Source organism: Blattabacterium cuenoti (assembly GCF_014252295.1).
Classification (GTDB): domain Bacteria; phylum Bacteroidota; class Bacteroidia; order Flavobacteriales; family Blattabacteriaceae; genus Blattabacterium; species Blattabacterium cuenoti_V.
Genome location: NZ_CP059215.1, coordinates 389,681 through 413,211, shown reverse-complemented (window position 1 = coordinate 413,211; position 23,531 = coordinate 389,681). Strand labels below are relative to the sequence as shown.

Below are 23,531 nucleotides of genomic sequence, written 5' to 3'. Positions count from 1 at the left end.
GATTTATTTTACTTCTTCATAATCAACATCTTGTACATTTTCATTCCCTTTATTTTTATTATCATTATCATTTTTTTTATCATTTTCTTTTTCTTTTTTATTTATTTCTGTTTTTTCATTTTCTTTTCCTGGATAGAGTTCTTGAGACGCATTAGCCCAAGCTTCATTTAATTTTTTAATACTATTATCGATAGAAGAAAAATTTTTCTCTGAATGAGCTTTTTTTAATTCTTCTAAAGAAGTTTCTATATTCTTTTTATTATTTTCTGATAATTTATTTCCATAATCTTTCAATTGTTTTTCAGATTGAAAAATTAGATTATCAGCAGAATTTAATTTTTCTATTTCTTTTTTTATTTTTTCATCTTTTTGAGCATTGTTTTCTGCTTCCTTTTTCATTCTTTCTATTTCTTCTTGATTTAATCCTGAAGAAGTTTCAATTCGTATAGATTGTTCTTTTCCTGTTCCTTTATCTTTTGCGGATACATTCAATATTCCATTGGCATCTATATCAAAAGTTACTTCTATTTGAGGGATTCCTCTCGGTGCTGGTGGTATATCTACTAAATCAAATCTCCCAATTTCCTTATTATCATTAAAAATAGGTCTTTCTCCTTGCCCTACACGTATAGTTACTGCTGATTGATTATCAGCTGCTGTAGAAAAAGTTTCAGATTTTTTAGTAGGAATGGTAGTATTAGACTCAATAAGTTTTGTAAAAACTCCTCCCAAAGTTTCAATACCTAAGGATAAAGGAGTGACATCTAATAGTAATACATTTTGGACATCTCCACTTAAAACTCCTCCTTGAATAGCGGCACCTATAGCTACTACCTCATCTGGATTGACTCCTTTAGAAGGCTTTTTTTTAAAAAATTTCTCTACTTCTTCTTGTACTTTTGGTATACGTGTAGATCCTCCTACTAAAATAATTTCATCTATATCTTTAGTTGTTAATTTTGCATCATTCAAAGCTTTAGAACAAGGATTAATAGAACGTTGTATTAATTTTTCTGATAATTGTTCAAATTTTGCACGAGTTAATGTAACAACTAAATGTTTAGGTCCAGATTCTGTTGCTGTAATATATGGAAGGTTAATTTCTGTTCTATTAGAGGAAGATAATTCTATTTTTGCTTTTTCAGAAGCTTCTTTTAAACGTTGTAAGGCCATAGGATCCTTTCTTAGATCTAGTCTTTCTTTAGATTGAAATTCATTTGCTAAATGATCAATTATTACTTGATCAAAATCATCACCACCTAGGTGAGTATCTCCATTTGTAGAAAGAACTTCAAAGACACCATCTCCTAATTCTAAAATAGAAACATCAAATGTTCCTCCTCCTAAATCATACACAGCTATTTTTTTATTTTGATTACTTTTATCTAATCCATAAGCTAAAGCTGCTGCTGTAGGTTCATTGATAATTCTTTCTACTTTTAAGCCAGCTATTTCCCCAGATTCTTTGGTAGCTTGTCTTTGTGCATCATTAAAGTAGGCTGGAACTGTAATAACGGCTCTGCTTACTTCTTCTCCTAAATAATCTTCAGCTGTTTTTTTCATTTTTTGTAATATCATTGCCGATATTTCTTGAGGAGCGTATAATCTTTTTTCTATATCAACACGTGGTGTATTATTTCCTCCTTTTATTACTTTGTAGGGAATATGTTTTAATTCTTCTGCAACTTCAGAATACATTCTACCCATAAAACGTTTAATGGAAAAAATAGTTTTTTGTGGATTAGTAACCGCTTGTCTTTTTGCCGGATCTCCTATCTTCCTTTCTCCTCCTTCTACAAAAGCAATTATCGATGGAGTAGTTCTTTTTCCTTCCGAATTTGGTATTACAACAGGATCATTTATTTCCATAACAGCAACACAAGAATTTGTTGTTCCTAAATCTATTCCTATAATTTTACTCATTTTTGTTTCGTTTTTTCACATTAGTTAATTGTTTATAATAGATCTCCAATCATTATGCCATTAATGAAAATAAAACTTTTTATAAATAACCAAGTATAATGTATGACATTAAAAAGCTTTTGAAAAAAAAGTTTTTTATGCCAAAAAGTCATTTAGTATAAATATTCTTAAAATTTCTTATTATATTACAGGTTACAATAAAAAGAAAATGGATTCATTAAGTTTAAAAACAGTTTCAATCAAAAAAAATTTAATAGTCAAGTCATGGTTAATAATGGATGCTACTGATCAAATTCTTGGAAGATTTTCTTCTAAAATAGCTTTGATTTTACGAGGAAAACATAAGCCTTTTTTTTCTCCTCATATAGATTGTGGAGATCATGTAATTGTGATTAATTCTAATAATATTAGACTTACCGGAAAAAAGTGGAATAATAAAGAGTATATTCATTATACTGGATACCCAGGGGGACAAAAAACGACTTCTGTTAAAAATTTGTTTGATAAAGATTCCAGGATTTTAATACACAAAGCAGTAAAAGGAATGCTTCCTAAAAATCGTTTAAGACATTTAATTTTGAAAAAATTGCATGTGTATCATAAATCTCAACACAAACATGAATCTCAAAAACCTATTTTATTAAAATCATGATATATCATACCATAGGAAGAAGAAAAAGATCTCTTGCTAGAATATATTTAAAACCAGGAAAAGGATTAATTGTTGTTAATAAAAAGAAAATTGATCAATATTTTCCAAAATACGTTTATCAAAAAATTTTGTATCCCATTAAGATTATTGATAAATTGGATCAATTTGATGTAAAAGTAAAAGTACTAGGAGGTGGTTTTAATGGACAAGCAGAAGCAATTCGTCTTGCGATTTCTCGTGCACTTTGTCAATTAGATATGAAGAATAGAAAAAAATTGAAATCCGAAGGATTGTTAACTCGTGATTCCAGAGAAGTTGAAAGAAAAAAATTTGGTCAGAAAAAAGCGAGAAAAAAATATCAATTTTCAAAAAGATAGAAAAAAATTGAGAAATAAAATGAAAGTTAACACTCAAGAATTACTGAAGGCTGGAGTTCATTTTGGACATATTGCACGTAAATGGAATCCTAATATGCGTTCTTTTATTTTTATGAAAAAAGGTGGAATTCATATTATAGATTTATCAAAAACAATTTTAAAATTAGAAGAAGCTTGCAATGAATTAAAAAAGATAGCAACAATTGGAAAAAAAATATTGCTAGTAGGAACTAAAGATCAAGCTAAAGAAAAGGTTTTTTTTTATGCAAAAAGTATAAATATGCCATGTGTAACAGAAAGATGGCTTGGAGGTTTTTTAACAAATTTTGCAACTATTAGAAAATCTGTGAAAAAAATGAATAGTATAGAGAAAATGAAGAAAAATGGAACTTTTAATACTTTGTCAAAAAAAGAAAGATTATTAATTAATAGATTGTATGAAAAACTACATAAAAATTTAGGGAGTATTTCAAATATGAATCATATACCAGGTGGTATTTTTTTGGTAGATCCAAATAAAGAAAAAATAGCTTTAACGGAAGCTAAAATATTGAAAATACCAATATTTGCTATGGTAGATACAAACACAGATCCTAATGAGATTCATTTTCCCATTCCTTCTAATGATGATTCATCTAAATCTATAGATATTATTTTAAAATATGTAACAAAGGCTATTCATAATGGAATTATGATTAATCAAAGTGAACGTGAAAATAAAAATTCTATAAATAAAAAATTATGAAAGTTTCTGTGTATCAAATTAATAAACTTAGAAAGTTAACAGGAATTGGAATTATGGATTGTAAAGAAGCTTTGATAAGTTCAAATGGAAATATAGAAGAAGCTATTCATCTGTTAAGAAAAAAAGGAGAAAAAATTGCAATAAATCGTTCTACTTTTCAAGTAAAAGAAGGATCTGTAATTTCTACTGTGAATTGTAACCATACAACAGGAACTATTATAGGTCTTACTTGTGAAACTGATTTTCTTTCAAAAAGCCAAGAATTTTTAAATTTTTTATTAATGTTATCAAAGAAATCTTTAAATTTTTACAATAAAAAAGATTTTTTAGATAGTTTTTTTCATAAAAATGAAAAAATGAAAATAAAAGATTTAATTATCAAGGAAATGGGAGTTTCAGGAGAAAAAATAGAATTAAAATTTTTTGAAAGAATAGATTCTCCATTTGTAATAGATTATACTCATAATAACTATAAAATAGCAACTATAGTTGGGTTTTCTTCTGATATTGATATGCACGCTGCTAGAAACATAGCAATGCATATCACAGCGATGAATCCTATATCTATAAATAAAGAAGAAATACCAAATTCTGTAATAGAAAAGGAAATAGATGTTATAAAAAGTCAGATCAAAAAAGAAATCAAATCAGATGAAATGAAACAGAAAATAATAGAAGGTAAACTTCAAAAGTTTATTATCAATAATACTCTTTTAAATCAAAAATTTGTAAGAAATAATAATATAAATGTTCAAGAATATTTAAATAAGTTTGATAATAATAAGCATTTAAAAATTAATTTATTTAAAAGAATTGTAATTTGATAAATTCAGTAGATGAAAAAATTAATGTTAATAATTTTAGATGGTTGGGGGATATCTTCTTCTATTAATTGTTCTGCTATAGAACAAGCCTATACTCCATTTATTGATTATTGTTGTGATAACTATCCTTTTAGCAAATTGGAAGCTTCAGGGGCTTATGTTGGTTTACCTAAAAATCAAATGGGAAATTCTGAAGTTGGACACATGAATTTAGGATCTGGACGGAAAGTTGTTCAAACTTTAGAAAAAATAAATAGATCTATTGAAAATGGATTATTTAGGAAAAAAATTAATCCTATTTTTGATAAAATACGTAAAAAAAGAATTCATTTTATTGGTTTGTTGTCAGATGGAGGTGTTCATTCACACATGAATCATCTTTTCTATTTGCTTAAAATAGCACATGAAAAAAAAATAAACGACGTTTTTATACATGTTTTTACAGATGGTAGAGATTCGTCTCCAAGAATGAGCATTTTCTACATTAAAGAGCTTTTAAAAAAAACCAAAAAATATGTTGGAAAGTTATCTACTGTTACAGGAAGATATTACTCAATGGATAGAGATCAAAGATTAGAAAGAACTAATAAAGCGTATAATGCAATGGTTCATTCAAAAGGTTTTTATACTAAAAATGTTTTTTCTTCTATTGAAGAATTTTATAAAAATGGAATTACAGATGAATTTTTATCTCCTTTAATAATTATTGATGATAAAGGTGTTCCTGTTGCAAAAATAGAGAATGGAGATGTTGTTTTTTGTTTTAATTTTAGATCAGATCGATCTAGACAAATAACAGAATTCTTGAATGATAATGATTCTTTTTTAGATTATTCAGATTTAAGAAAAATAAATTTATCTCATTATATAACTATGACTTGTTTTAATCCTAAATATAAAAATGTTAGTGTTCTTTTTGAAAGGGATTATTTAATAAATACATTGGGTGAAATTTTGGAAAAAGAAGGGAGAAAACAAATTCGTATAGCTGAAACAGAAAAATACCCACATGTTACTTTTTTTTTCTCCGGAGGAAGAGAAACTCCTTTTGATAAAGAAACTAGAATTATTTGTTCTTCTCCGAAAGTGTCTACTTATGATTTGAAACCAGAAATGAGTGCGAAAAATATTGTAAAAAAAATTATTCCTGAATTAAATAAAAAAATTTCAGATTTCATTTGTTTAAATTTTGCAAATCCAGATATGGTCGGTCATACTGGAAAAATGGACAAAACAATAAAGGCTTGTGAATTTGTTGATTTTTATACGAAATCTTGCGTAGAAGAAGCAATAAAAAATTCATACATAGTTATCATTGTGGGGGATCACGGAAATGCAGATTGTATGATTAATCCAGATGGAAGTCCAAATACAACACATACTACATCTTTAGTTCCTTTCATTATTTTAGATCAAAAAATAAACAAACAAAATTTTTTATTAAAGAAAAAAGGATCTTTATCAGATGTTGCTCCTACTATTCTTCAATTAATGGGTATCCCTATTCCTAATATTATGACTGGATCATCTATGATCATTGATCATAACAAAATATAGGAAAAAATAGTTATGTTTTGATCCAGTTAAAAACTATCGAAGAAATAATTTTAATAAAAAAAAGTGCTTTTTTAGCTTCTAAAACATTAGGAATGTTAGCTAAAGAGGTTAAACCTGGAATAAATACTCTTTATTTAGACAAACTTGCAGAAATTTTTATTCGTGATCATGGTGGAAAACCAGCTTTTTTAGGTTTATATGGATTTCCAAATACTTTATGCGTATCTCCAAATTATCAAGTAGTACATGGTATTCCTAATAAGTCTTGTTTACATAATGGAGATATTTTGTCTATAGATTGTGGAGTTTATATGAATGGATTTTACGGAGAACATGCTTATACTTTTGAGGTTGGAAAAGTTTCTAAAGAAATAAAAAAATTTTTAAATTGTTCTAAAAAATCTTTATATATTGGAATTTCTAAATGTAAAACTGGAAATAGCGTTGGAGATATAGGTTATTCTATTCAGTCTTATGTTGAAAAAAATGGATATAATGTTGTAAGAGATCTTGTAGGACATGGAATAGGAAAACAAATGCATGAAGAACCTCATGTTCCTAATTTTGGGAAAAAAAGGAAAGGAGTTAGATTGAGAGATGGATTTGTTATTTCCGTAGAACCTATGATAAATATAGGAAAATCTGAAATTTTATTTCATGAGGATGGATGGACTATAACAACTTTAGATGGTAAGGTGTCATCACATTATGAACATAATGTAGCTATTGTAAATGGATCACCTTGCTTGCTTTCTACCTTTCGTTATATTTATAAAGAACTTAATATTAAATCATTTGAAGAGGATATCTTTCAAAATAAAAAAATTGATTTTTAGTGTTAATTTGTTGAAATTTAGTTGTTTTTTTTCGTTAAATAGCATAATTTGCAGATTAAATATAGAACATGCCAACTATACAACAATTAATTAGAAAAGGTCGATCTTCTGTTCCTAAAAAGAGGAAATCTATTGCTTTGGAATTTTGTCCTCAAAGGAGAGGAGTTTGTACTAGAGTTTATACTACAACTCCAAAAAAACCAAATTCAGCTATGCGAAAAGTAGCTCGTGTTCGTTTTACAAATGGAAGAGAGGTTATTAGTTATATAACAGGAGAAGGACATAATCTTCAAGAACATTCTATCGTATTAGTTAAAGGAGGTAGAGTTAAAGATTTGCCGGGTGTAAAATATAAAATAGTGAGAGGAGCTCGTGATACGGCTGGAGTAAATGGAAGAAAAAAAAGTAGAAGTAAATATGGGGCAAAAATAGTTAAAAAAAGTTGATTCGATGAGAAAAGTGAGAAAAAAAGAAAAGGTTTATTTACCAGATCCAAAATTCAATGATCCCTTTGTTACACGTTTTGTTAATCATTTAATGAAAAATGGAAAAAAGAATATAGCGTATAAAATATTTTATAACGCTATGAATAAAATAGATGCAATAAAAGAAAAAGAGGAAAAATCTGCGTTAGATATATGGAAAGAAGGATTGAAAAACGCAATGCCTCATGTAGAAGTAAGAAGTCGTCGTATGGGTGGATCTAATATTCAGGTTCCTGTTCCTATTTCACCTAATAGTAAAATAACAAAGTCCATGAAATTGTTGATATCCTCTTCATCTATTAGAAATGAAAAAACTATGGCAAATAAATTAGCATATGAAATATGGGACGCTTTTCGTGAACAAGGGGAAGCTGTTAAAAGAAAAGAAAATATTCACAAAATGGCTGAATCTAATAAAGCATTTTCACATTTTAGATTTTAGTAATTTTTTTTATGGAAAGAAATTTAAAATATACGAGAAATATAGGAATTGCAGCTCATATTGATGCAGGGAAAACTACTACTACAGAAAGAATTTTATTTTATACGGGGATCAATCATAGAATAGGAGAAGTTCATGATGGAGCTGCTACTATGGATTGGATGAAACAAGAACAGGAACGTGGAATAACTATAACTTCTGCTGCTACATTTTGTGAGTGGATGTATAATAATAGAAAATATCAAATTAATATTATAGATACTCCAGGTCATGTAGATTTTACTGTAGAAGTAGAAAGGTCGATGAGGGTTTTAGACGGAATGGTTGTTTTATTTAGCGGAGTTGATGGTGTAGAACCGCAATCTGAGACAGTGTGGAGACAAGCAGATAAATACGAAATACCTAGAATAGCTTTTGTTAATAAGATGGATAGGCAAGGTGCTGATTTTTTTGATGTTTGTCATCAAATAAAAAAAATTTTAGGAGCTAATTCTATTCCATTACAAATACCTATTGGTAGTGGAGATGATTTTGTAGGAGTAATTGATTTAATAGCAAATAAAGCTATAAAATGGAATGATAAGAACTATGGAATGACATATGAAGAATATCCTATACCAGATGATATGAAAAATTCAGTTAGTGATTACCATAATAAGCTTATTGAAGCTTTATCTGAACATGATGATGTGATAATGGAAAAATTTTTATATGATAATTATTCTATATCAGAAGAAGATATTATTCATTCTTTACAAAAGAATACAATAAAAATGAAAATTATTCCTATTTTGTGTGGTTCCTCTTTTAAGAATAAAGGTGTCCAGACTATGCTGGATGCGATATGCAGGTATTTACCTTCTCCACTAGAAGTGGGAGATATAATAGGAATTCATCCTATTAGTAAAAAGAAAGAGATAAGAAAACCAGATGAAAATGAACCTTTTTCAGCTTTAGCTTTTAAAATAGCAAGTGATCCTTTTGTAGGTCGTTTAGCTTTTTTTAGAGTTTATTCTGGAAAAGTAGAATCAGGTTCTTATAGTTTTAATGCAAGATCTAGAAATAAAGAAAGGATTTCTAGAATATATCAAATGCATGCAAATAAACAAAATCCAGTAGAAAAAATTGGAGCTGGAGATATAGCTGCTGTAGTTGGATTTAAAGATATCAAAACAGGTGATACTCTATGTGATGAAAAACATCCAATTTTATTAGAAAATATACTATTTCCAGATCCAGTTATTGGTTTAGCTATTGAACCTAAATTCAAATCAGATATTGATAAAATGAGTTTAGCTTTATATAAATTAATGGAAGAAGATCCAACTTTTCAAGTAAGAACAGATCCATATACAGGACAAACTATTATTTCTGGTATGGGAGAACTTCATTTAGAAATAATTGTAGATCGTATGAAAAGAGAATTTAAAGTAGAGGTAAATCAAGGAAAACCACAAGTTGAATATAAAGAAGCATTGACTCATTCTGTAGAACATAGAGAAATTTATAAAAAACAAACAGGAGGTAGAGGAAAATATGCAGATATATTGTTTAGATTAGAACCAGGAGACATTGGAAAATCCGGATTGGTATTCATTAATAAAATAAAAGGAGGTAACATTCCTAAAGAGTACGTTCCTTCTATAGAAAAGGGATGCAAAGAAATGATGAAAAATGGACCTTTATCTGGATATGAAATAGATAGCGTTAAAGTAACTATTTTAGATGGATCTTATCATTCTGTTGATTCTGATCAATTATCTTTTGAAATAGCGGGAAAATTGGGATTTAAGGAAGCTGCTAAAAAAGCTAAACCTGTTTTATTAGAACCAATTATGAAATTAGAAGTAATTGTTCCGGAAGAAAATATGGGAGATGTAATAGGAGATTTAAATCGGAGAAGAGGAATTGTTCAAGATATGAATACTAAAAATAATGTAAAAATCATTCAGGCTTTAGTTCCGTTATCTGAAATGTTCGGATATGTCACAGTCTTACGAACTCTTTCTTCTGGTAGGGGAACTTCTGTAATGGAGTATTCTCATTATGAGGCTGCTCCTATTAATGTAATAGACAATATTATTATAGAAAATCGTAATAAAAAAACAAAAAAATAAGTATTTATGAGTCATGATATAAAAATAAAATTAAAGTCTTATGATTATAATTTATTGGATAAATCAGCTGAAAGAATTGTAAATTCTGTTTTACCAACTGGAGTTGTATTGAATGGACCTGTTCCTCTTCCTACTGAAAAAAAAATATTCACGGTGTTACGTTCTCCACATGTAAATAAGAAATCAAGAGAGCAATTCTTTCTTCCTACTCATAAAAGGCTTTTGCAAATTCATAATGCATCATCTAAAACAGTGGATGCATTAATGAAATTAGAGTTGCCAAGTGGAGTTGAAGCGGAAATAAAAGTATAAGAAATGTTTGGATTAATAGGAAAAAATATCGGAATGACGAGTATTTTCTTGAATAATGAGAAAAATGTCCCTTGTACTGTTATACAAGTAAATCCTTGTTATATTGTTCAAATAAAAACAATGAAGAATGATGGGTATTCTTCAATTCAACTTGGTGTTGATGAAAAAAAAAATCAAAAAACAAATAAACCTTTATTGGGTCATTTTAAAAAATCTGGATTGTCTCCGAAAAAAAAATTATTAGAATTTAAGGTAAATTCAGTATCTAATTTCAATATAGGATCTAAGATAAGTTTAGATATTTTTCAAGAAGGAGAATTAGTTAATGTTAAAGGAATTTCTAAAGGGAAAGGATTTCAAGGGGTTGTTAAAAGACATAACTTTTCAGGAGTTGGAGAAAAGAGTCATGGACAACATAATCGTTTAAGGGCTCCTGGATCTATAGGAGCAGGTTCTGACCCTTCACGTGTTTTTAAAGGCAAAAAAATGGGAGGAAGAACAGGAAAAATGAGTATTACTATTAAAAATTTAAAAATATTAAAGATAGATAATTATAAAAATTTGATAATTTTGAAGGGATCTGTTCCTGGAAATAAAAAGTCATATTTAATAATTAGTAAAAAAAAATGAAATTAATAGTTTTAGATATCAAAGGAAATTGTACTAATAAGGAAGTAGAGTTTAATGAAAATATTTTTTTGAAAAAATCTTATAATCATCCTGTTTATTTAGAAATAAAAAGATATTTATCTACTCAACGTCAAGGTACACATAAATCTAAAGAAAGGGGAGAGTTATCTGGTAGTACTAAAAAATTGCACAGACAGAAAGGAACTGGAGGATCTAGAAAAGGAAATATTAAAAATCCTATTTTTAGAGGAGGAGGAAGAGTATTTGGACCAAGACCTAAAAAATATTTTCCTAAATTAAATAGAAATACTAAAAATAGTGTAAAAAAATTTATTATTGAACAGAAATTATTATGTAATCGGATAAAGATTATTGAAGATATTGAATTAAATGTTCCAAAAACTAAGTTAATTTTGAAAATTTTGGAATCTTTACAGTTGAATAATAAAAAATTATTGATGGTTATTGGAAAACAAAATAATAATTTATATTTATCATCACGAAATTTAGAAAATTTAAAATTGATAAATGTAAATGAATTGAATTGTTATCTATTGTTGAATTTTCCATATATTATTTTTTTTGAAAATTCAATAAAAAAAGTTCATAGATTTTTATCTATATAAATTTTATATGTTTTATGATTTTTATAAAACCTTTTCTTACAGAAAAAGATTCTAAAAAAAAAAAGAAAGTTAGTTCTTGTATTTTTTCTGTAAACGTGAATTCTAATAAAATTCAAATAAAAAAAGAATTTAAGAAAATTTTTGGATTTTCTGCAAAAGATGTTAAAACCATGATTTATCCTAAAAAGGATAAGTCTAAATATACTAAAAAAGGATTTCTTTGCGGAAAAACTAATAAAATGAAAAAAGCAATTATTCACATTGAAAAGAACCAGAAAATTGATTTTTTTAATAAAAAAGAAATTTAATGTCAATTAAAAAATTAAAACCAATTACACCTGGTCAACGTTTTAGAATAGTAAATTGTTTTGATGATATTACAGTTCATCACCCCGAAAAAACTTTAGTTAAAGGAAAATGTAAGTCTGGTGGAAGAAATAATACAGGAAAAATGACTATACGTTATTCTGGAGGTGGCCATAAAAGAAAATATAGAAAGATAGATTTTAAAAGAAGAAAGTTTGGAGTTCCTGCTATCATAAAATCTATAGAATATGATCCTAATAGATCTTCTTTTATAGCATTACTTTATTATAAAGATGGAGAAAAAAGATATATAGTTGCGGTAGATGGATTAAAAATAGGACAAGAGGTTGTTTCTGGAAAAAATATACCTTTTCATATAGGAAATTCTACTTTTTTAAGTGAAATCCCTTTAGGAACTAACATATCTTGTGTAGAACTTATTCCTGGAAAAGGAGCTAGAATAGCTAGAAGTGCGGGTTCTTTTGCTCAATTATCTGCAAAAGATGATAAGTATGCTACTATTAAATTGCCTTCTGGAGAAATGAGAATGATTATGATTAAATGTATGGCTACGATTGGAGTTGTTTCTAATGCTGATCATCAATTGGAAACGTATGGAAAAGCAGGAAAGAAAAGAAATTTTGGAAAAAGACCTAGGACTAGGGGGGTAGCAATGAATCCTGTAGATCATCCAATGGGAGGAGGAGAAGGAAAAGCTTCTGGAGGAATACCAAGAAGTAGAACGGGAAAACCTTCCAAAGGATTCAGAACTCGTTCTAAAAAACGATATTCTAATAAATATATTTTGCAAAGAAGAAAAAAATAAATTTTTAATTATGGGAAGATCTTTAAAAAAAGGTCCTTATGTATCTCACACATTATATAAAAAAGTATTGAATAATATAAAATTAGATAAAAAAATTATTATTAAAACTTGGTCTAGGCCATCTACTATTTTACCTGATTTTGTAGGACAAACGTTTTCTGTCCATAATGGAAAACAATTTATTAATGTGTATATAACTGAAAATATGATTGGACATAAATTGGGAGAATTTGCTCCTACTCGTACTTTTAGAGGACATTCAGGATCTAAAAATAAATTGAAAATCAAGAGTTGATGCAATAAACATGAAAAAAGAAAGTAATGTAGTTTCTGCTTCTCTAAACGGAATTAGAAGCTCTCCAAGAAAAATGAGGTTGGTAGTAAATTTGATTCGAAATAAAGAAATCCAAGAAGCTTTGGATCTATTAAGATATAGTAGTAAAAAGAAAATATCTTTCTCTTTAAGAAAGTTGCTTCTTTCATTGTGGGATAATTGGAAAAGAAAATATAACGAATCTCATTCTGATTTTAGAAATGAAAATGAAAAAAAAGTTTCCTTATATATAAAGGAAATTAGAGTAAATCAAGGCAAAACCTTGAAAAGGTTACGTCCTGTTCCTCAAGGAAGAGGGCATAAAATTAAAAAAAAATCTAGCAATATTATAGCTGTTTTGGGAAAAAGAAAAAAAATGTAATTTTTATATGGGACAAAAAACAAATCCAATCGTTAATCGTCTTGGTATTATTACAGGATGGCAATCAAGTTGGTGTAACAATTATAAGGATAGAATAAAAGAAGATTTTAAAGTAAGAAGATATATAGAAGCTAGGTTTCCTAAAGGAATAGTTTCTCGTATTTTTATTGAAAGAACTTTAAAATTTATAACCATTACCATTCGTACATCACGTCCAGCCCTTGTAATAGGAAAAGGAGGTGATGAAGTAGATACAGTTAGAAAAGAATTAAAAAAACTTACTAAAAAAGAAGTTCAAATCAACATATCTGAGGTTAAACGTCCAGAATTAGATGCTCCACTAGTAGCAAAAGGATTAGTTAGACAATTAGAAAATAGGATTTCGTATAAAAAAGCGATTAAATTATTTATTCTTTCTGCTATGAGAATGAGTGCCCAGGGAATAAGAATTCAAATTTCTGGAAGACTTAATGGGTCTGAAATGGCTAGATGTGAAACTTATAAAGAAGGAAGGATTTCTCTTGGAACTTTTCGAGCTGATGTAGATTATCATATGGCAGTAGCTCATACTGTTTATGGTAGTATAGGAATTAAAGTATGGATCATGAAAGGAGAAATCTATGGAAAAAGGGAATTATCTCCTTTATTAGGAATACAAAAAAAACAAAAGGGGAATAAAAATGTTCACAGAAAAAAGAAATAGTATTTTATGTTACAGCCAAAGAAGACAAAATATAAAAAAAAACAAAAAGGAAGAATTCGTGGGAATTCTAATAGAGGAAACTCTCTTACTAGAGGTTTATATGGAATAAAGTCTTTAGAAAGATCTTGGATTACATCGAAACAATTAGAGGCAGCACGAGTAGCCGCTACAAGATACATGAAAAGAGAAGGGAAACTTTGGATTAATATATTTCCAGATAAACCTGCAACAAAGAAACCTCAAGAAGTACGTATGGGAAAAGGAAAAGGTCCTGTTGAGTTTTGGGTTTCTGTAGTTAAACCAGGAAGAATTTTATTTGAAATTGACGGAGTGGAGATGAATATAGCAAAAGAAGCTTTAAGATTGGCAGCTCAAAAACTTCCTATAAAGATGAAATTTATTTTTTCTAATGAAATAAAAATATGAAAAACTCAGAAATTAAAACTTTATCTATTAAAGATTTGATTCAAAAAATTAGTGTTGATAAAAATACATTTCAAAAAATGAAATTTTCTCATTCCATAAAAAATCAAAAAAATCCTTTGTTAATTAGAATTCTTAGGAAGAGAATCGCTCAATTGAAAACGGAGTTAAATAGAAAAATAATCAATGATAAGAAAAAATAAACAATCCACTATAAAAAAATGTAGAAATAGTAGAAAACAGAAACAAGGAATAGTTATAAGTGATAAAATGGATAAAACTATTATAATATCTGAAATTAAAAAAGTAAAACATAGATATTATGGGAAGAGTATTACGAAGAAAAAAAAGTATATGGTTCATGATGAAAAAAATATTTCTAAAAATGGAGATATAGTTAGTATTATGGAAACACGTCCTGTAAGTAAGAATAAGTGTTGGCGTTTAGTTTCTATATTAAATAAATAATGATATATGTTGCAACAAGAATCCATTTGCAAAGTATCAGATAATACGGGGGCAAAAGAAGCTTTAGTAATTAGAGTGTTAGGAGGTACTAAAAAAAGATACGCATCTTTAGGAGATTCTATAATTGTTACTATAAAAATAGCTACTCCAGGAAAAGGAAATTCCATTAAAAAAGGTCAAGTATGTAAGGCTGTAATTATTAGAACAAAAAATAGAAGAAAAAGAAAAGATGGATCTTATATAAGTTTTGATGATAATGCTTGTGTATTGATTAATACCTCCGGAGAAATGATAGGAACAAGAGTTTTCGGGCCGGTAGCAAGAGAACTTCGAGAAAAAGAGTATATGAAAATTATATCTTTAGCACAAGAAGTGTTATGAAAATATTTATAGTGATGAAAAAAATAAAAAAAAAAGATAAAGTTTTAGTTTTATCAGGAAATTATAGAGGAAATGAGAGTGTTGTTTTGAAAGTTTTATCGAAAAAAAATAAAGTAATCATTCGTGGATTAAATATGGTAAAAAAACATTTAAAAGCAAATATTAAAAATCCTAAGGGAGGTATCATAGAAAAAGAGGCACCTGTTCATATATCCAATTTGAAAAAATTGAATAAGTAATGTATCAATCTAACTTACAAAAGTTATATAAGAAAGAAATAGTCCCAGATTTAATAAAAAAATTTGGATATAGAACTGTAATGGAGGTTCCTAAATTGAAAAAAATAGTTATTCATCAAGGAATTGGATTATCTGTTTTTGATAAAAAAATCATAGATTTTTCTATGAAAGAAATAACAAATATAACAGGACAAAAATCTGTTTTTTGCTATTCTAAACATGATGAGTCTGGTTTTAAACTCAGAAAAGGAATGGTTATAGGAATTAAAGTTACTTTACGGAGAACAAAGATGTTTGAATTTTTAGAAAGATTAATTTTTATTTCTTTACCTAGAGTAAGAGATTTTAATGGTGTTAAAAACAGTAGTTTTGATGGGTATGGAAATTATAATATGGGAATATCAGAGCAAATAATTTATCCTGAAATAAACATTGATAAAATTAAAAAAAATATGGGGATGAATATTACATTTGTAACTTCCACTACAAAGGATATAGAAGCAAAAAATTTGTTATCTTCTTTTGGAATTCCTTTTAAAAAAAAATAAAAAATGGCTAAAGAATCAGTAAAGGCAAGGCAAAGAAAAAGAGAAAAAATAGTAATGAAATATGCTAGTAAAAGAAAGATGTTAAAGAAAGCAAAAAATTATGATTTGTTACAAAAGTTACCTAGAAATGCATCTCCTGTTCGTTTAAGAAATAGATGTTCTATTACTGGGAGATGTAGAGGATATATGCGGCAATTTGGTATTTCTCGTATTGTTTTTAGAAGTTTAGTATCTCAAGGACTGATTCCTGGTGTTAAGAAAGCTAGTTGGTAAATGAAATCAATAATTATGGATACAATTGCAGATTTTTTAACAAGAATTAGAAATGCTAGTTTAGCAAAACACAGACTTTTAGAAGTTTTTTATTCTAAAATAAAAGAAGAGATTTCTAATGTTCTATTAAATAATGGATATATTTTAGGTTATAAAAAAGTAACAGAAAAAAAAACTATTAAAATAGCTTTGAAGTACTATCAAGGAAAAACATCTGTTATTCAAAAAATAATCAGAATTAGTAAGCCAGGACTTAGAAAATATTGTAAATGTAAAGATATTCCTCGTGTGTTAAATGGATTAGGAATTGCTATAATTTCTACTTCAAGCGGAGTTATAACAGATAAACAAGCAAGAAAAAAGGGAATAGGAGGTGAAATATTATGTTACGTATATTAATAAATTTTTTTTAAAATGTCTAGGATTGGAAAAAAACCTATTCTGATTCCCGAAAATGTTAACATGATGATATCTGATAATAAAATATCAGTAAAAGGACCTTTGGGATCTTTAAATCGAGAAGTTTCTAAAAAATTAAAATTTAATTTTCAAGATAATCAATTAATAATTACTAGAATTAAGGAAAATAAATTGACTAAATCATTACATGGTTTATATCGTGTTTTAATTAATAACATGATCTTAGGAGTTACAATAGGATTTATGAAAAAGTTGGAGTTAGTGGGAATTGGATATAGAGCATCTTGTAATAAAAATATTTTGGATTTGAATTTAGGATTTTCTCATAATATTATGATACAAATTCCAGAGGAAGTTCACGTTGAAGTGAAATCTGAAAAAGGAAAAAATACTATTTTAGTTTTACAATCGAAAGATAAACAACTGTTAGGAATAATAGCGGCAAAAATTAAATCTTTTAGACCTCCAGAACCTTATAAGGGAAAGGGTATAAGATATTTAGGAGAAGATATTCGTAGAAAAACAGGAAAATCCGCTTAATTTTTTTGATCTAATAAAAAATGAGAAAAAAAGTACTGAGAAAAATTTTTGGAAAATCAGATAGACCTAGAATTTCTGTTTTTAGAAGTAATAGGGGCATTTATGTTCAAATTATTGATGATGTTTCTGGAAAAACTTTGGTTTCATCATCATCAAAAGAAAAAATATTTCATAACTACAAAAAAACAAAAACAGAATTATCTAATGAAGTTGGAAAATTAATAGGTAATAAAATAAAAAAATTGAAAATTAAAAAATTAATTTTTGATAAAGGAAGGTATTTATATCACGGAAGAGTTAAATCTTTAGCTGATGGAATTAGAGAAATTGGATTAGAGTTTTAATTTTTTAATATAAAAAAATATAAAATGAAATCTACGGGATTGGAATTAAAAGAAAAATTGGTTGGAGTAACAAGAGTATGCAAAGTCACTAAAGGTAGAAGGTATTTTAGTTTTAGTGCTATTGTTATAAAAGGAAATGAGAACGGAGTTGTAGGTTATGGTTTTGGAAAGTCAAAAGAAGCTCCTGATGCAATTCATAAAGCAGGAGAACAGGCTAAAAGAAACCTTTGTAAGGTTTGTATTTTTAATGGTACTATTCCTCATGATCAAGAAGCTAAATATGGAGGAGCACGTGTTCTTATTAAACCTGCATCTGATGGAACAGGAATTATAGCAGGAGGACCTTTAAGAGCTGTTCTTGAAGCAGCAGGGTTAAGAAATGTGTTATCAAAATCTAAAGGATCTTCTAATCATCATAATGTGATTAAGGCAACTATTAAAGCGTTAAGTAAAATGAGAGATGTTCATATTATTTCCAAGCAAAGAGGAATTTCTATAAAAAAAGTGTATAATGGATAAAAAAAACATTAGCAATACTAATCAATTGTTTCCAAAAAACGGATCCAATAAAGGAAAATTAAGATTAGGGAGAGGTCAAGGGTCTGGAAAAGGTGGAACTTGTGGAAGAGGACATAAAGGAGCAAAATCCAGATCTGGATTTTCTAAAAAAATAGGTTTTGAAGGAGGTCAAATGCCTCTTCAAAGGAGAATCCCTAAATTTGGATTTAGAAGACACTATCTACGTAGTAAATTTTCTTTAATTAATATAGATACAATTCAAAAATATGTAAATACAGGAAAAATTGGAGATGTGGTGAATAAGAAAATTTTATTAAAAAATAATTTAATAAAGAAAAGTAATTTAGTAAAAATTTTAGGAAGAGGAGAGTTATCTTCTCCATTGAAGATATTTGCATCTAAATTTAGTAAAAAAGCTTTATTATCTATAAAAAAATCAGGAGGAAAAGCATTTTCCATATGATAAAAAATTATTATGAATAATTTTTTAACATTTTTTCAAAAAATTTGGAATATTAAAGAACTAAGAAAAAAAATAATAATAACTATAAGTTTATTATTGACTTACCGATTTGGAGCATATATTCCTATTCCAGGGATTAATCCCTTAGGGATTAGTGATTTTATGGAAAAATTTAATTCTGGATCTAAAGGATTAATGCAAATTTTATCTTCTTTTACTGGTGGAGCATTTAATCGTGCTTCAATTTTAGCTTTAGGAATTATGCCTTATATCTCATCTTCTATTATTATTCAATTGATGTGTATCATTATTCCATCTTTACAAAGATTGCAAAGAGATGGAGAAAATGGAAGAAAAAAAATTAATTTTATTACAAGATGGTTAACGGTAGGAATTTGTTTAGTACAGGCACCTGTATATCTTCTTTCTTTAACTCAACAGTTTATTCCTTTTTCATCCAATGAAAAAACTTATCTAATTGATATAGATACTTTTTATGGTAAAAGTATGTTTTTTTCTATAGGAATAATAATTTTAACTTCCGGAACTTTATTTACTATGTGGTTAGGAGATAAGATTACAGATAAAGGAATAGGAAACGGGATGTCATTAATAATTATGTCTGGAATAATAGCACGTTTCCCAGATGCAATAGTAAAGGAGATTTTTAGTAAGTTGGGAATTGGAAATGGAGGATTAATAATTTTGTTTTTTGAATTTTTATTGTGGTTATTGGTTATTTTATTTACTGTTATAGTTATTCAGGCTATTCGGAAAATACCTGTACAATATGTTTCTCATTATAGATCTTTAGAATTGGGAAGTCAGTTAATTCAAAAAAAACATCAATATATTCCATTGAAAATGACTTCTGCTGGAGTTATGCCTATTATATTTTCTCAAGCTATTATGTTATTTCCTCTAACTTTTTCTGATTACATAAAAAATATAAAAATTAAAAATTTTTTGCATCTTTTTCAAGATATATATGGATTATGGTATAATTTAACAATTTCTATACTGGTAATAATTTTTACTTTTTTTTATACAGCTATTACAATTCCAGTCCATCAAATGGCTGATGATTTAAAAAGAAATGGAGGACATATACCGAAAGTAAGACCTGGAAAAGAAACGGCTGAATATATAGATAATATTCTATCTAAAATTACATTACCTGGAGCTTGTTTGTTATCTATAATAGCTATTTTCCCATCTATAGTTTTTCGTATAGGAATAACTCAAAATTTTGCATTATTTTATGGAGGAACTTCATTATTAATTGTTGTAGGAGTTATTTTAGATATTTCACAACAAGTGAATATTCATCTATTAAATTATCATTATGATGGATTAATGATGATGAAAAATCGTAATACTAGATTATAATTTTTTTTGTATATTAAAAAACAATAATATTATGGCTAAACAAAAACATATTGAAGTTGATGGAACAATCATAGAATCTTCACCTAATGCTATGTTTCGTGTTGAATTAGAAAATGGATGTATAGTAAAAGCTCATATATCTGGAAAGATGAGAATGCATTATATTAAAATATTACCAGGAGATAAGGTGAGGTTGGAAATGTCTTCTTATGATTTAGAAAGAGGTAGAATAACTTATAGATACTAGAACCTATTATTATTATTTTAAATATGAGATACATAAATATATCATGAAAGTAAGATCTTCTCTAAAAAAAAGGACTGATAATTGTAAAATTATTAGAAGAAAAGGACGTTTACGGATTATTAATAAAAAAAATCCTAGATTTAAACAAAAACAGGGTTAATACAAAAATATGGCTGTTAGAATTTCTGGAATAGACATACCTATATCTAAAAGAGGAGTTATAGCTCTTACTTATTTATATGGAATAGGAAAAAATTTATCAAAAATGATTTTATGTTCTGTTGGTATAAATGAAAATAAAAAAGTTGAAAATTGGTCTGATGAAGAGATCAGTAAAATTAGAAAATACATATCTAATAACGTAAAGATAGAAGGGGAATTAAAATCTGAAATACAGTTTAATATAAAACGATTAATGGACATAGGATCTTATATAGGAACTAGACATAGAAAAGGATTACCATTAAGAGGTCAAAAAACTAAAAATAACTGTAGAACAAGAAAAGGAAGAAAAAAAACTGTAGCGAATAAGAAAAAAGTTACAAAATGATAAAATAATCTTTAAATGGCAAAATCATCATCAGGAAAAAAAAGATCAGTAGTTGTTGACTCTGTAGGGGAAGCTCATATTCAATCTACTTTTAATAATATTATTATAACTCTAACTAATAAAAAAGGAGAGGTAATAGCATGGTCTTCTGCTGGAAAAATGAATTTTAAAGGATCTAAAAAAAATACACCGTATGCAGCTCAAATAGCAGCAGAAAATGTAGCAAAAGAAGCTATAAATGCAGGAATTAAAAAAGTAGAAGTAAAAGTAAAAGGACCTGGATCAGGAAGAGATGCAGCTATAAGAGCTTTAAGTAATTCTGGTATTATAGTCACAATGATTAAGGATATAACACCTCTTCCACATAATGGATGTCGTCCTCCAAAAAGAAGAAGAGTATAATTTAATGTTTTTTCATTCAAAAGTAAAATTATGGCAAAATATATAGGTCCCAAAACTAAGATTTCTAGAAAGTTTGGAGAATCTCTTTATGGAGAAGATAAATATTTTGATAGAAGAAAGTATCCATCGGGACAACATGGAAATAATCGTCGTAGAGGAAAAAAATCTGAATATTTTATACAATTAATAGAAAAACAAAAAGCAAAATATACTTACGGAATATTAGAAGGTCAGTTTGAAAAATTGTTTTTTGAAGCTTCTAGAAAAAAAGGAATTACGGGAGAACTTCTGTTACAAGCTTGTGAAAGTCGTCTTGATAACATAGTTTTTCGTCTAAATTTTGCTCCATCTAGATCTTCCGCTCGTCAAATAGTTTCTCATAGACATATTGTTGTAAATGATCATGTAGTTAATATTCCATCTTTTAGATTAAAACCTGGAGATAAAATAGGAGTAAAGGAAAAATCAAAAAAACATCCAGTTATATTAGATTCTATTCAAAAAAAAACAAGCTCAATTCTTGATTGGTTAATTTTAGATGAAAAAAATATGTTTGGTATATTTCGAGTAATGCCGAATAGGAAACAAATCCCTGAAAATATTAAAGAGCAATTTATTGTTGAATTATATTCAAAATAATATGTCTATTTTAGATTTTGTTAAACCTGATAGAATTGCAATATCTGAATTGTCAGAGAGTAAAGGTGTTTTTCATTTAAAACCACTAGAACCTGGGTATGGAATTACTTTAGGTAATTCTTTAAGAAGAGTTCTATTGGGATCATTAAAAGGTTTTGCAGTTACTTTTATTAGGATTAAAGGAGTTCAGTATGAATTTTCAACTATAGAGGGTGTAGTTGAAGATGTCACTGAAATAGTATTAAATTTTAAAAAAATTCGTTTGAAAAGAAAAATTGCAGGAACTCATAAAGAAACAGTAAAAGCATGTATTAATCATGGAAAAAAAGTTACAGGAGGTATTTTAAACAAATTTATTTCCGGATTTCAAATTTTGAATAAAGACTTAGTTATTTGTAACAAGGATGAATCTGTTTCATTAGAAATCAATTTTATAATTGAAGAAGGAAGAGGTTATGTTCCAGCAGAAGAAAATAAAAAAAATAATGATGATTTAATTGGAACCATTCCTATAGACTCTATTTATACTCCTATCAGAAATGTTAAATATACAATAGAAAATTGTCGTGTTGGGCAAAAGACAGATTTTGAAAATCTCTCTATAGAAATTAAAACTGATGGGTCTATATGTCCAAAATCAGCTTTAATGGAAGCATCTAAAATATTAATACAATACTTCTCTATTTTTTCTTATGAAAAAATAGGAAAAGAGAAACAAGAAAAAATTAATAAGGATAAAAAATATGACGAAGAGTTTTTACGTATGCGGACTTTATTAAAATCTAAATTAAATGATATGGATTTATCTGTTCGTACAAAAAATTGTTTAAAATATGCATCTATAGAAACTATAGCAGATTTAGTAAGTTGTAGCAGAAATAATATGTTGAAAATGAGAAATTTTGGAAAAAAATCTTTAGATGAATTGGAAAGTAAAATGAAAGAAAAAGGATTATATTTTGGAATGGATATGTCAGATTTTAAATAAAGAAAAGAAGAATAGATGAATCATAGGAATAAAAATAATCATTTAGGAAGAAAATATGGACATCGTAAATCTATACTCTCTAATATGGCTTCATCCTTAATTAAGGAAAAAAGAGTTTTCACTACTTTAGCCAAAGCGAAAGCCTTAAAAAAATATATTGAACCTATTATTACGAAATCTAAAATTGATACAGTTCATTCCAGAAGAAATGTTTTTTCTTATTTGAGAGATAAAAAAGCGGTTTCAGAATTATTTAAATCTATTTTTGATAAAGTTAGAATTCGTCCTGGTGGGTACACTAGAATTATAAAAATTGGATTTAAGCTTGGAGACCAATCAATTATGTCTTTTATGGAGTTAGTAGACTTTAATGAAATTTATACATCCAAAAAAGTAATAAAATCTGTTAGACGTAGTAGAAGAAAAACAGATAAAAAAATGAATGATGTAGTAGAAGAAAAACAGACAAAAAAAATAAATGATGTAGTAGAAGAAAAACAGACAAAAAAAATGAATGATGTAGTAGAAGAAAAACAGACAAAAAAAATAAATGATGTAGTAGAAGAAAAACAGACAAAAAAAATGAATGATGAGTAAAATTAAAAGTATTCATGCTAGACAGATCTTAGATTCAAGAGGAAC

38 protein-coding genes are annotated in these 23,531 nt (G+C 27.4%); 37 read left to right on the top strand and 1 reads right to left on the bottom strand.

The window, feature by feature from the left end:
* Positions 1 to 3: 3 nt before the first annotated feature.
* Positions 4 to 1,923 carry a molecular chaperone DnaK gene (gene dnaK / locus H0H40_RS02030; protein WP_185868862.1) on the bottom strand — a complete coding sequence of 640 codons (1,920 nt, stop codon included), beginning with the start codon at positions 1,921 to 1,923 and terminating at the stop codon, positions 4 to 6.
* 208 nt (positions 1,924 to 2,131) lie between these two features.
* On the opposite strand from dnaK, the gene rplM reads away from it, so the two are divergent.
* The 37 genes from rplM to rplQ all read left to right on the top strand — a co-directional run bounded on the left by rplM (position 2,132) and on the right by rplQ (position 23,486).
* The gene (rplM, locus tag H0H40_RS02025; protein WP_185868861.1) at positions 2,132 to 2,575 is read left to right on the top strand and encodes a 50S ribosomal protein L13; all 444 of its coding nucleotides are present in this window, start codon (positions 2,132 to 2,134) and stop codon (positions 2,573 to 2,575) included.
* Positions 2,575 to 2,952 (top strand): 30S ribosomal protein S9, encoded by a 378-nt coding sequence (gene rpsI, locus H0H40_RS02020; protein ID WP_394366752.1) that lies wholly within the window; start codon positions 2,575 to 2,577, stop codon positions 2,950 to 2,952. Before rplM ends, rpsI begins: the two co-directional genes overlap by 1 nt.
* 19 nt (positions 2,953 to 2,971) lie before the next feature.
* Positions 2,972 to 3,697 carry a 30S ribosomal protein S2 gene (gene rpsB, locus H0H40_RS02015; protein WP_185868860.1) on the top strand — a complete coding sequence of 242 codons (726 nt, stop codon included), beginning with the start codon at positions 2,972 to 2,974 and terminating at the stop codon, positions 3,695 to 3,697.
* Positions 3,694 to 4,521, top strand: coding sequence for a translation elongation factor Ts (gene tsf / locus H0H40_RS02010; protein ID WP_185868859.1), 828 nt, complete (start codon positions 3,694 to 3,696; stop codon positions 4,519 to 4,521). Before rpsB ends, tsf begins: the two co-directional genes overlap by 4 nt.
* A gap of 12 nt (positions 4,522 to 4,533) precedes the next feature.
* Positions 4,534 to 6,078 (top strand): 2,3-bisphosphoglycerate-independent phosphoglycerate mutase, encoded by a 1,545-nt coding sequence (gene gpmI, locus H0H40_RS02005; protein ID WP_185868858.1) that lies wholly within the window; start codon positions 4,534 to 4,536, stop codon positions 6,076 to 6,078.
* Between the two features lie 17 nt (positions 6,079 to 6,095).
* Positions 6,096 to 6,914, top strand: a complete 819-nt coding sequence (gene map / locus H0H40_RS02000; protein ID WP_185868857.1) for a type I methionyl aminopeptidase — start codon at positions 6,096 to 6,098, stop codon at positions 6,912 to 6,914.
* Between the two features lie 68 nt (positions 6,915 to 6,982).
* A complete protein-coding gene (gene rpsL / locus H0H40_RS01995; RefSeq protein ID WP_185868856.1) occupies positions 6,983 to 7,360 on the top strand; it encodes a 30S ribosomal protein S12 in 378 nt (125 codons plus the stop codon).
* Positions 7,361 to 7,364: 4 nt separating this feature from the next.
* A complete protein-coding gene (gene rpsG / locus H0H40_RS01990) occupies positions 7,365 to 7,841 on the top strand; it encodes a 30S ribosomal protein S7 (RefSeq protein ID WP_185868855.1) in 477 nt (158 codons plus the stop codon).
* An 11-nt stretch (positions 7,842 to 7,852) separates the two neighbouring features.
* Positions 7,853 to 9,958 carry an elongation factor G gene (fusA, locus tag H0H40_RS01985; protein WP_185868854.1) on the top strand — a complete coding sequence of 702 codons (2,106 nt, stop codon included), beginning with the start codon at positions 7,853 to 7,855 and terminating at the stop codon, positions 9,956 to 9,958.
* A 6-nt stretch (positions 9,959 to 9,964) separates the two neighbouring features.
* Positions 9,965 to 10,270, top strand: a complete 306-nt coding sequence (rpsJ, locus tag H0H40_RS01980) for a 30S ribosomal protein S10 (protein ID WP_185868853.1) — start codon at positions 9,965 to 9,967, stop codon at positions 10,268 to 10,270.
* A gap of 3 nt (positions 10,271 to 10,273) precedes the next feature.
* Positions 10,274 to 10,900, top strand: coding sequence for a 50S ribosomal protein L3 (rplC, locus tag H0H40_RS01975; RefSeq protein ID WP_185868852.1), 627 nt, complete (start codon positions 10,274 to 10,276; stop codon positions 10,898 to 10,900).
* The gene (gene rplD, locus H0H40_RS01970) at positions 10,897 to 11,526 is read left to right on the top strand and encodes a 50S ribosomal protein L4 (RefSeq protein WP_185868851.1); all 630 of its coding nucleotides are present in this window, start codon (positions 10,897 to 10,899) and stop codon (positions 11,524 to 11,526) included. The genes rplC and rplD overlap by 4 nt, the downstream gene beginning before the upstream one ends.
* A 14-nt stretch (positions 11,527 to 11,540) precedes the next feature.
* Positions 11,541 to 11,834, top strand: coding sequence for a 50S ribosomal protein L23 (rplW, locus tag H0H40_RS01965; RefSeq protein WP_185868850.1), 294 nt, complete (start codon positions 11,541 to 11,543; stop codon positions 11,832 to 11,834).
* On the top strand, positions 11,834 to 12,658 hold the full coding sequence (rplB, locus tag H0H40_RS01960) for a 50S ribosomal protein L2 (protein WP_185868849.1): 825 nt from the start codon (positions 11,834 to 11,836) through the stop codon (positions 12,656 to 12,658). The genes rplW and rplB overlap by 1 nt, the downstream gene beginning before the upstream one ends.
* 10 nt (positions 12,659 to 12,668) lie before the next feature.
* Positions 12,669 to 12,953: a 30S ribosomal protein S19 gene (rpsS, locus tag H0H40_RS01955; protein WP_185868848.1), complete on the top strand. Its 285-nt coding sequence runs from the start codon at positions 12,669 to 12,671 to the stop codon at positions 12,951 to 12,953.
* Positions 12,954 to 12,963: 10 nt separating this feature from the next.
* A complete protein-coding gene (locus tag H0H40_RS01950) occupies positions 12,964 to 13,353 on the top strand; it encodes a large ribosomal subunit protein uL22 (protein ID WP_185868847.1) in 390 nt (129 codons plus the stop codon).
* 7 nt (positions 13,354 to 13,360) lie between these two features.
* On the top strand, positions 13,361 to 14,056 hold the full coding sequence (gene rpsC / locus H0H40_RS01945) for a 30S ribosomal protein S3 (RefSeq protein ID WP_185868846.1): 696 nt from the start codon (positions 13,361 to 13,363) through the stop codon (positions 14,054 to 14,056).
* A gap of 6 nt (positions 14,057 to 14,062) precedes the next feature.
* Positions 14,063 to 14,482 (top strand): 50S ribosomal protein L16, encoded by a 420-nt coding sequence (gene rplP, locus H0H40_RS01940; RefSeq protein WP_185868845.1) that lies wholly within the window; start codon positions 14,063 to 14,065, stop codon positions 14,480 to 14,482.
* Positions 14,479 to 14,682: a 50S ribosomal protein L29 gene (gene rpmC / locus H0H40_RS01935; protein WP_185868844.1), complete on the top strand. Its 204-nt coding sequence runs from the start codon at positions 14,479 to 14,481 to the stop codon at positions 14,680 to 14,682. Before rplP ends, rpmC begins: the two co-directional genes overlap by 4 nt.
* Positions 14,666 to 14,947: a 30S ribosomal protein S17 gene (gene rpsQ, locus H0H40_RS01930; protein ID WP_185868843.1), complete on the top strand. Its 282-nt coding sequence runs from the start codon at positions 14,666 to 14,668 to the stop codon at positions 14,945 to 14,947. The genes rpmC and rpsQ overlap by 17 nt, the downstream gene beginning before the upstream one ends.
* A gap of 6 nt (positions 14,948 to 14,953) precedes the next feature.
* Positions 14,954 to 15,328, top strand: coding sequence for a 50S ribosomal protein L14 (gene rplN / locus H0H40_RS01925; protein WP_185868842.1), 375 nt, complete (start codon positions 14,954 to 14,956; stop codon positions 15,326 to 15,328).
* Positions 15,329 to 15,342: 14 nt separating this feature from the next.
* Positions 15,343 to 15,567: a 50S ribosomal protein L24 gene (gene rplX / locus H0H40_RS01920; protein WP_185868841.1), complete on the top strand. Its 225-nt coding sequence runs from the start codon at positions 15,343 to 15,345 to the stop codon at positions 15,565 to 15,567.
* Complete coding sequence (rplE, locus tag H0H40_RS01915; protein WP_185868840.1) at positions 15,567 to 16,115, top strand: 50S ribosomal protein L5; 549 nt, start codon at positions 15,567 to 15,569, stop codon at positions 16,113 to 16,115. Before rplX ends, rplE begins: the two co-directional genes overlap by 1 nt.
* A gap of 3 nt (positions 16,116 to 16,118) precedes the next feature.
* Entirely contained in the window at positions 16,119 to 16,388 is a 270-nt protein-coding gene (gene rpsN, locus H0H40_RS01910) for a 30S ribosomal protein S14 (protein ID WP_185868839.1), read from the top strand.
* A 9-nt stretch (positions 16,389 to 16,397) separates the two neighbouring features.
* The gene (gene rpsH, locus H0H40_RS01905) at positions 16,398 to 16,787 is read left to right on the top strand and encodes a 30S ribosomal protein S8 (RefSeq protein WP_317167215.1); all 390 of its coding nucleotides are present in this window, start codon (positions 16,398 to 16,400) and stop codon (positions 16,785 to 16,787) included.
* A 15-nt stretch (positions 16,788 to 16,802) separates the two neighbouring features.
* Positions 16,803 to 17,348 (top strand): 50S ribosomal protein L6, encoded by a 546-nt coding sequence (gene rplF, locus H0H40_RS01900; RefSeq protein ID WP_185868838.1) that lies wholly within the window; start codon positions 16,803 to 16,805, stop codon positions 17,346 to 17,348.
* 20 nt (positions 17,349 to 17,368) lie between these two features.
* Complete coding sequence (rplR, locus tag H0H40_RS01895) at positions 17,369 to 17,692, top strand: 50S ribosomal protein L18 (protein WP_185868837.1); 324 nt, start codon at positions 17,369 to 17,371, stop codon at positions 17,690 to 17,692.
* A gap of 24 nt (positions 17,693 to 17,716) precedes the next feature.
* Positions 17,717 to 18,211 carry a 30S ribosomal protein S5 gene (rpsE, locus tag H0H40_RS01890; protein ID WP_185868836.1) on the top strand — a complete coding sequence of 165 codons (495 nt, stop codon included), beginning with the start codon at positions 17,717 to 17,719 and terminating at the stop codon, positions 18,209 to 18,211.
* Positions 18,204 to 18,674: a 50S ribosomal protein L15 gene (gene rplO / locus H0H40_RS01885; protein WP_185868835.1), complete on the top strand. Its 471-nt coding sequence runs from the start codon at positions 18,204 to 18,206 to the stop codon at positions 18,672 to 18,674. The genes rpsE and rplO overlap by 8 nt, the downstream gene beginning before the upstream one ends.
* Before the next feature lie 12 nt (positions 18,675 to 18,686).
* Entirely contained in the window at positions 18,687 to 20,063 is a 1,377-nt protein-coding gene (secY, locus tag H0H40_RS01880; RefSeq protein WP_185868834.1) for a preprotein translocase subunit SecY, read from the top strand.
* 31 nt (positions 20,064 to 20,094) lie between these two features.
* Positions 20,095 to 20,310 carry a translation initiation factor IF-1 gene (infA, locus tag H0H40_RS01875; RefSeq protein ID WP_014726678.1) on the top strand — a complete coding sequence of 72 codons (216 nt, stop codon included), beginning with the start codon at positions 20,095 to 20,097 and terminating at the stop codon, positions 20,308 to 20,310.
* 43 nt (positions 20,311 to 20,353) lie between these two features.
* Positions 20,354 to 20,470: a 50S ribosomal protein L36 gene (rpmJ, locus tag H0H40_RS01870; RefSeq protein WP_185868833.1), complete on the top strand. Its 117-nt coding sequence runs from the start codon at positions 20,354 to 20,356 to the stop codon at positions 20,468 to 20,470.
* Positions 20,471 to 20,479: 9 nt separating this feature from the next.
* A complete protein-coding gene (rpsM, locus tag H0H40_RS01865) occupies positions 20,480 to 20,860 on the top strand; it encodes a 30S ribosomal protein S13 (protein WP_185868832.1) in 381 nt (126 codons plus the stop codon).
* Positions 20,861 to 20,875: 15 nt separating this feature from the next.
* Positions 20,876 to 21,262, top strand: coding sequence for a 30S ribosomal protein S11 (rpsK, locus tag H0H40_RS01860; protein ID WP_185868831.1), 387 nt, complete (start codon positions 20,876 to 20,878; stop codon positions 21,260 to 21,262).
* Between the two features lie 30 nt (positions 21,263 to 21,292).
* Positions 21,293 to 21,901: a 30S ribosomal protein S4 gene (gene rpsD, locus H0H40_RS01855; RefSeq protein ID WP_185868830.1), complete on the top strand. Its 609-nt coding sequence runs from the start codon at positions 21,293 to 21,295 to the stop codon at positions 21,899 to 21,901.
* A gap of 1 nt (position 21,902) precedes the next feature.
* Positions 21,903 to 22,889: a DNA-directed RNA polymerase subunit alpha gene (locus H0H40_RS01850; protein WP_185868829.1), complete on the top strand. Its 987-nt coding sequence runs from the start codon at positions 21,903 to 21,905 to the stop codon at positions 22,887 to 22,889.
* A gap of 15 nt (positions 22,890 to 22,904) precedes the next feature.
* Positions 22,905 to 23,486 (top strand): 50S ribosomal protein L17, encoded by a 582-nt coding sequence (gene rplQ / locus H0H40_RS01845; protein WP_185868828.1) that lies wholly within the window; start codon positions 22,905 to 22,907, stop codon positions 23,484 to 23,486.
* The last annotated feature ends 45 nt before the right edge of the window (positions 23,487 to 23,531 follow it).